The sequence below is a fragment of the Streptomyces sp. NPDC007205 genome (assembly GCF_040634095.1).
GTDB lineage: Bacteria > Actinomycetota > Actinomycetes > Streptomycetales > Streptomycetaceae > Streptomyces.
On record NZ_JBEYEW010000049.1, the window covers coordinates 22,278 to 28,710 of the forward strand.

General features: G+C 72.9%; 7 protein-coding genes. 6 read left to right on the top strand and 1 reads right to left on the bottom strand.

Annotated features, from left to right (window positions below; genetic code table 11):
* Positions 1-8: 8 nt before the first annotated feature.
* Positions 9-1,055, bottom strand: a complete 1,047-nt coding sequence (locus ABZ624_RS38135) for a protein kinase (RefSeq protein WP_360099402.1) — start codon at positions 1,053-1,055, stop codon at positions 9-11.
* 135 nt (positions 1,056-1,190) lie between these two features.
* Between ABZ624_RS38135 and ABZ624_RS38140 the strand changes: the two genes are divergently transcribed.
* The 6 genes from ABZ624_RS38140 to ABZ624_RS38165 form a co-directional block, all read left to right on the top strand.
* Positions 1,191-2,042 carry a CHAT domain-containing protein gene (locus ABZ624_RS38140; RefSeq protein ID WP_360099404.1) on the top strand — a complete coding sequence of 284 codons (852 nt, stop codon included), beginning with the start codon at positions 1,191-1,193 and terminating at the stop codon, positions 2,040-2,042.
* A complete protein-coding gene (locus ABZ624_RS38145) occupies positions 2,039-2,677 on the top strand; it encodes a hypothetical protein (RefSeq protein WP_360099406.1) in 639 nt (212 codons plus the stop codon). Before ABZ624_RS38140 ends, ABZ624_RS38145 begins: the two co-directional genes overlap by 4 nt.
* A gap of 1 nt (position 2,678) precedes the next feature.
* Complete coding sequence (locus tag ABZ624_RS38150; protein ID WP_360099408.1) at positions 2,679-3,692, top strand: ThiF family adenylyltransferase; 1,014 nt, start codon at positions 2,679-2,681, stop codon at positions 3,690-3,692.
* The gene (locus ABZ624_RS38155) at positions 3,689-5,185 is read left to right on the top strand and encodes an effector-associated domain EAD1-containing protein (protein WP_360099410.1); all 1,497 of its coding nucleotides are present in this window, start codon (positions 3,689-3,691) and stop codon (positions 5,183-5,185) included. The genes ABZ624_RS38150 and ABZ624_RS38155 overlap by 4 nt, the downstream gene beginning before the upstream one ends.
* Complete coding sequence (locus ABZ624_RS38160; protein WP_360099412.1) at positions 5,178-6,269, top strand: JAB N-terminal domain-containing protein; 1,092 nt, start codon at positions 5,178-5,180, stop codon at positions 6,267-6,269. The genes ABZ624_RS38155 and ABZ624_RS38160 overlap by 8 nt, the downstream gene beginning before the upstream one ends.
* A partial coding sequence (locus tag ABZ624_RS38165) for a hypothetical protein (RefSeq protein ID WP_360099414.1) occupies positions 6,244-6,433 on the top strand: 190 nt, incomplete at its 3' end. The genes ABZ624_RS38160 and ABZ624_RS38165, both read left to right, overlap by 26 nt.

Below are 6,433 nucleotides of genomic sequence, written 5' to 3' on the forward strand. Positions count from 1 at the left end.
TCCTCCCGTCAGGTCAGCGCCAGGACGGCGATCAGCGCGCCGAGGACCAGGACGGCCGCGGCGACGGACAGGACGACGGCCCTCCTGGCCGCGAAGGGCGTCACGAGGCCGGGGCGCGGGGAAGTGGCGGGCGGCTGGGGGTACGACTGTCTGTGCTGCCGCTGGCTGAAGGCGTGCTGCCGGGCGCGCAGCTCGTGGAAGTGCTGGCGGGCCTGCTGTTCGACCTCGGCGAGCCGGGGCGGGCGGGCTGTGCCCGGCCCCGGGCCGGTGCTCCGGCCCGCCTGGGTGTCGCGCCGCAGCCGCAGCGTGTACGCGCTGACGCGCTGGCGCGCCTCGTCGGTGAAGACCCCCTCCAGCAGGGTGCGCTGGCCGGCGTCGAGCCAGCGCACCCGGTCGCGCATGTCCGCCGCCGTGGTGGCCTCCTCGCCGGTGGCGAGGTGGAAGAAGACGGTGCCGGCGGAGTAGACGTCGTCCCGGCAGTCGGCCCGGCCCTGGCCCTTGGCCTGTTCCGGGGACCGCCAGGGGTCGGTGCCGGCCGCCGCGCCGCGGGGCTCGCCCTCGTCCAGGGTGAGACCGAAGTCGGCCAGCTGCACCGTGGTTCCGTCCCACCACAGGGTCCCGGGCCGGATGTCCCGGTGCACCAGACGCAGGTCGTTCAGGTGCCGGAGCACCGCGAGGATGCCGTCCACGACGGCCCACAACTGCCCTGCCTCCAGCGGTAACCGGTCGCCCATCTCGGACAGGGGGCGCCCGCGCCGGGTGGCGACCAGATAGGGCGCCCGGCCGTCCGGGCGGTACCCGATGACGCGGCTGAGTTCGGGCGGGTAACTGGTGATGCCGAGCCGGCGCACCAGCACGTCGGCCGTTCTGACGGTCCGCTCCAGTTCCCGGCGCGCCGCGTCGGTGTGGGCGATGCGCTGCACGACCCGCTCGCCGCCGCCGTGCACCAGCAGACCGTGGCGCTCCCGGAACCCGTCCCGGGATATTTCCCCCTGGGGATCGAAATCGATCTCGAAGATCGATTTTCCGGCATCGCGGCCACCACAGGTGATCATTTCCAGACGCTCGATCAAACCCGCCCCCGATAAGTGTGCTGCGGAATCCGAAACTACACCCGCCGGGCGTCACTGCGCGTACCCTTCTCACCAACGGCGCGATACGTGACGGTAGTTGGCTCGGGGGACGAACAGATGGCCAGTCCGACATGGACACAACTGCGCGATGCCGGCGCATTCGAAACACTGGGCGAATTGTTTCCGGACGTGTCGAGCAGTCACGCCTTTCTCGAAGACCTCGGAATCAGCCCCGCCCTGCTGCCGCCGTTCGCCCAGCTGCCCGCCGCCTCCTGGTGGCGCACGGTCTGCCGGACCGTCGACCAGGGCCGCTTCGAAGGCGTCACGCCCGCCGACCTCGTCACCGCGGCGGCGGCCCGGTACCCCGGACACCAGGGCCTCGCCGCGCTGGCCGGCCGGGACGCGACGACGGCACTACGGATCCTGTGCCTGATGTCCGCGCCGCTCGACGAGGCCAGGCTGCGCATCGGCGCCGAACAGCGCGTCATCCGGGAGGCGGCGGCCCGCTCCGCCGGCCGGCTGACGGTGGAGGCCCACCCGGCGGCCCGGGTGTCCGACGTCCTGCCCCAGCTCCACGCGGTCCGGCCGCACATCGTGCACTTCGCCGGGCACGGCACGGACGACGGCCGGCTGCTCTTCGAGGACGAGACGGGCACCTCCGCCCCGGTCCCGGTACGGGCGCTCGCCGCGGCCCTCGCCCTGCACGCGCCGCTCGACTGCGTCGTCCTCAACGCCTGCTGGTCGGCGGCGTACGCGGACGGACTGCTCGACTGCGCCGACACCGTCGTGGGCACCAGCGGCGAACTCCCCGACGCCGCCGCCCTCGCCTTCGCCGAGGGCTTCTACGCATCCCTGGCCCACTCCACCGACGTGGACCGGGCCTGCGCGGCCGCCCGCGCGGCCCTCCTGCTGAACGGCCACGACCCGGACGAGGTGCACCACTGCTCCCGAAGGGGCCGCGCGGCATGACGACGCCCGACACGCCTCCCGTCACCTCCGCCCCGGCCGACGTCGCCAGCGCCTTCGAGCGCGGGCTGCAGCGCGGCGACAACCCCCAGGTCGCCGGCGCCGACGGCCCGGCCTCCACCACCGTGGACTCGCGCTGGCTCGGCACCTGGCGGCGGCCCGGCTCCGCGCGCCGCGCCCCCTGCCGGGTGTGCGGCCACACCTTCCGGCTGGACGACACCGTCTATCTGCGCCACGCCGAGGACGGCCGACTGACCGACGTCACCCACCACTTGCGCAACCTGCCCTGCAGTGGCGAGGCCCCGCCCGCCGACCCGTCCGACTCCGGGGCGCAGGCTGCCTTCTTCCGCGGCGTCGACACCACCGACCCCCGGCCGGACACCCTGCACACCGTACGGCTGATGCCCGGCGACCCGGTGCTCGGGCAGTCGCGGCAGCGCAACGCCTGCTTCGTGTGCACCCACACCTTCCGGCTGTTCGAGACGGTCGTCGTCTGTCCCTGCTCGCCCGGGGATCCCGGCTGCCGCAAGGCCGTCCACCAGGACCCGGCGCGCGGCCTCGGCTGCTTCGAGCAGTGGCGCAGCGAACTGACCGTCCAGCAGTGCCCCATGAACTTCCGCAACCTGAGGCGGAACTGACATGGGACGCTTCGACCGCCACGCCCTCATCACCGGCTGGGACCAGCAGCGGCTGGCCGAGGCCACCGTCGTGGTGTGCGGCGTGGGCGCCCTGGGCAGCCAGTGCGCCCAGGCGCTGGCCCTGGCCGGCGTCGGCCGCCTGGTGCTGTGCGACCCCGACGAGGTCTCGGAGTCCAACCTCAGCCGCGCCCCGCTGTTCCGCGCCGACGACATCGGCCGGCCCAAGGCGCCCACCGCGGCCCGCAGGCTCGCCGAACTGTCCCCGGTGACCCGGGCCGAGGCCCGCACCGCACCCCTGGTCAGCGGGGTGGGACTGGCCGAACTGCGGGACGCCTCGCTGGTCGTCAGCTGCCTGGACAGCCTGGCGGCCCGACTCCAGCTCGCCGGCCGCTGTCACCTGGTGGGCGCCGCGCTGCTGGACGGCGGCACCAGCGCCTGGGGCGGCGAGATACGGCTGTACGAGCCGTCCGGGCCCTGCTTCGGCTGCGGCCTCACCCCCCGGGACCGCGCCGCCCAGGACGACCCGTGGGCCTGCGCCGACGCCGTCGTACCCGAGGCCGGCGCCTCGGCCCCCGTGTCCGCGCTGATCGGCTCCTGGCTGGCGGTGACCGCGGTACGGCTGCTGTGCGGTGCCACCACCGGCCCGGGCGTGATCCGGGTGGACGCCGCCGGCGGTACGGCGACCCCGGTGACCGTGCCCCGCGACCCCGACTGTCCCCTGCACCGCCGTATCCCCGCCGACCTGGTGGCTCCCGTCCCGGACACGGTGCTGTCCACCGCGGCCGACCTGACCGACCATCTGGCCCCCGAGGAGACCGTGATGACCTGGGCGCCGCTGCCCGGCTCCCCGCCCCCGCGCGAGTCCACCCGGCTCGCCGACGCGCCCCCGCGTGCCCGGCTCGCCGATCTCGGCGTGGCGCCACGCGAGATCCTGCCGGTCCTCGACGCCGGCCGCGCCCGCGGAATCCGCTACCTGGAACTGGCCGAGGCCGACGGGAGAGGAACACCCCGATGACCTACGAGGCGGGCAAGCTGCCCTCCGAGATCAAACGCGAACTGGTCAACCTGCTGGGCGAGCTCTACCGCACCCAGACCGAGGCCGAGGAAGTCCTGGACGACATGGACTTCCCGCAGCAGGCCCGGCCGCGCTGGGACGCGGGCCAGGAGGTCGGCGCCTACTGGCGGCAGGTGGTGCGTGCGCTGGAGCTGGGCGCCGTACCGCGTGAAGGTGTCCAGCAGCTGCTGGAGACAGTGCTGGCCCGCTGGCCCGGCAACCAGGCTCTGCAGAAGATCCGTGCCTTCCTGGAGGAGGACCGGGAGCACGGCGGCACCGCCGGAAACGCCGACACGCTGTACCGCACGGTGGAGTTCGTGGGCAGCGACGCCTACCCCGATCTCCTCAGACTGGTGCGCGAACTGATCGACGCCGACGCCGTCCAGCTGTACGCCGGCCACCGGCAGGCCGCCTACCGGGTCGCCGCGATGCTCCCGGACCTGCTGGACCGGCTGCGCGAGCGGGCCGCGCGCATCGCACCCGACGTGGAAGTGCTCTACGGCGAGTACGACTTCCGCCCGACCCTGTACACCCGCCTGGAGGTCATGGGTCCCGACGGCCAGCAGTTCGAGATCCCGTACGTGCCCAACACGACCCTGCCGAGCGACCTCGTCCCCGCCGTCTGGGCGCAGTACCGGCCGGAGGTCGCCCAGGACGCCAACGGTCATCTGCTGCGCGCCGTCGTCGACTTCCGCGACGAGAGCGGCGAGGCCCGCCGTCTCGACCCCGAGCAGCCGCTCTACAACCAGGGGGTGCGCGACGGCGGCCAGTTGCAGATGTCCGCCGAGTCGACGGCCGGCGTCGACGGCCTGCTGCGCTACGAGGCTCTGGTCAGGGCCCGCGACGACATCGTCGACTTCGCCGCCGACCACGACGAGTTCACACTGGTCGCCATGGACGACGAGCGGGTGCCGATGGAGTACCGGGTGGAGCTGCACGTCCCCGGCTTCGCCCCGCCCGACGACCTGGAGACCTGGCCGCTCGAACCCCGCCGCATCGACCAGCACGAGCTGGACATCTGGATGCCCGCCGAATTCCCCATCCAGGCCCCGCTGGTGCGCTGGCGCTCCGACGTCTTCCACCCGAACATCGCCCGCGACGAGGACCGCAAGGGCGCGGTGTGCCTCGGCCCGCTGATGACGGACTACACACCCGACCTGAGCATGTACTCGCTGTGCCAGATGCTCATCGACATGGCCCGCTACCGCAACTACGAGATCCTGCCGCACGACTACCGGATGGCCCGGGACTTCGACAGCCTCGTGCAGGACATCATCGAACGCGGCGGATACCTCGACGCGGGCGCCGCCGCCTGGGCGTTCTCCTGGGACGGCCAGGAGCGCATCAAGGAGATCGGCGGCACCACCTGGCTGGCCCGGGCGGGCCTGACCGAGCGGGCCGACCGCTCCCGGTTCCTGGAGGTCCAGCGCGTGGAGGAGAGCGCGGATGAGTGAGGAGAACCGCGCCGGCACGGCCATGGTGCTGCTCTACAAGGGCACGTCCTTCGACCTGGTCGGCAAGATGACCCTGTCCTCGCTGATGGTCGAAGGGCTGCGCCGGGACCTGCCCGACAGCGACGTCGACGAGCCGCTGATCATGCATCTGCGCTACGTCCGCAGGCCGGACCCACGGCTGGTGGACGGCCCGCGCACGATCCACAACCTGCGCAGCCAGATCGGGCGTCTCGGGGTGATCGTCTCCCAGGGCGGCGAGACCGTCATCGACCGTGAGTACCCGGTGCGGGAACTGCTCGGCCCGGTCCTGCAGCACGTGGTGCAGCAGCTCGACGCCGACGAACAGGTGTGGGGCTTCTGCATCGACCACCCCTCCCTCAGCGGTCTGGCACTCGGCCGCTCGACCCCCGAGGTCGAGGGCACCATGGACCTCAACCTCCGCGAGAGCAGGCGCAGTTTCACCGTGCGCAAGGTGGCCGAGCCGCCGGTGCCCGGCGTGGACCCGGCGGACCTGGGCATCGACGCGGCCGGGCTCGGCCAGGTGACGGTCCTGCTGTCCGGCGACATCCACGGCCATCTGCAGGAGATGAAACTCTCCCGCCGGCTGGAGGAGGGCGGCTTCCTGCTCGGCAAGGTCCTGCGCGTCCTCGGCCCGGAGCGTGCGGAAGGGGCGGACGACGACGCCGATGCGCCGGCCGACCGCTATCTCGTGGAGATCACCGAGGTCACACCCGCCGAGCACGCGGGCGCCGGAGCACTGCACTTCACCTTCACCGGCGACTCCTTCCGCGAGGTGAACCAGCGCATCACCGCCTCCGGTCAGGACCGGCAGCTCATGGGCTGGTACCACACGCATCTCTTCTCCGGCAACGAGTCGGGTCTGTCGAGCATCGACGTCGATCTGCACCTCGGCACGTTCCGCCAGCCCTGGCAGGTGGCCGGACTGATCAACCTCACCAGCGAGGAGCGGCTGCTGCGCTTCTACGCACGCTCCGGCGACTCGATGCGCGAATGCGAACAGTGGGTGAAAGATGACCGCGGTCGATACCGCCTTGCGCGTGCTGTTGTGGTCGACGGCCGCTGACGGCGGCGCGGCCACGCGTCCGGCACCGCCCGAGGGCGAGCTGACGGTTCCGCAGGAGCTGGCCACGCCGCCGCCCGACGTCATCGCGGCCGTCGTCCGGCTGGCGGCGCAGTCGGCGGCCCGGCTGCGGCTGGACGCCCTCGCGGTCCGCGAGCGGCGGCCGG

Excerpts from the sequence above, each read along its gene's own strand:
- ABZ624_RS38160 (WP_360099412.1), top strand. The coding sequence starts at position 5,178 with ATGAGTGAGGAGAACCGCGCCGGCACGGCCATGGTGCTGCTCTACAAG.
- ABZ624_RS38135 (WP_360099402.1), bottom strand. The coding sequence starts at position 1,055 with ATGATCACCTGTGGTGGCCGCGATGCCGGAAAATCGATCTTCGAGATC.
- ABZ624_RS38140 (WP_360099404.1), top strand. The coding sequence starts at position 1,191 with ATGGCCAGTCCGACATGGACACAACTGCGCGATGCCGGCGCATTCGAA.
- ABZ624_RS38150 (WP_360099408.1), top strand. The coding sequence starts at position 2,679 with ATGGGACGCTTCGACCGCCACGCCCTCATCACCGGCTGGGACCAGCAG.
- ABZ624_RS38155 (WP_360099410.1), top strand. The coding sequence starts at position 3,689 with ATGACCTACGAGGCGGGCAAGCTGCCCTCCGAGATCAAACGCGAACTG.
- ABZ624_RS38145 (WP_360099406.1), top strand. The coding sequence starts at position 2,039 with ATGACGACGCCCGACACGCCTCCCGTCACCTCCGCCCCGGCCGACGTC.